Genomic DNA, 514 nt, shown 5'->3' on the forward strand with positions numbered 1-514 from the left:
TTTCTGAGCTGCCTATGCGGCAGCGAACGCCGGCGGCGGTGGGCTGCACTGCGGCCAGTTTTTCTGAGCTGCCTATGCGGCAGCGAACATACATCGCCATGGCGCTGGTCCTAGCAGCGACTTTCTGAGCTGCCTATGCGGCAGCGAACTTCGGTGGTCATGCGGCAAGTGCCTCCGTGGCTTTCTGAGCTGCCTATGCGGCAGCGAACGGGCGCGGCACGCCGGGGTGGAAGAAGTCCCATTTCTGAGCTGCCTATGCGGCAGCGAACTGCCGCCAGTGCATGGCTGGTGCGGCGCTGACTTTCTGAGCTGCCTATGCGGCAGCGAACCCGGGTCGGACTGCACCACGGCGCCCGCTGCGTTTCTGAGCTGCCTATGCGGCAGCGAACGCAAACAGCGGCATCGGCGCGTTCGACGACTCTTTCTGAGCTGCCTATGCGGCAGCGAACACCAGGATCACGTCGCGCCCGGTCACATTCGGCTTTCTGAGCTGCCTATGCGGCAGCGAACTGCT

General features: G+C 63.8%; 1 CRISPR repeat array (only partly in view).

From position 1 onward, the window contains the following. Positions 1-514: a CRISPR direct-repeat array (repeat unit 28 nt; unit sequence TTTCTGAGCTGCCTATGCGGCAGCGAAC) (it continues 224 nt past the right edge of the window).

Origin of the sequence: Thermomonas fusca DSM 15424, from assembly GCF_000423885.1 — a bacterium.
Classification (GTDB): domain Bacteria; phylum Pseudomonadota; class Gammaproteobacteria; order Xanthomonadales; family Xanthomonadaceae; genus Thermomonas; species Thermomonas fusca.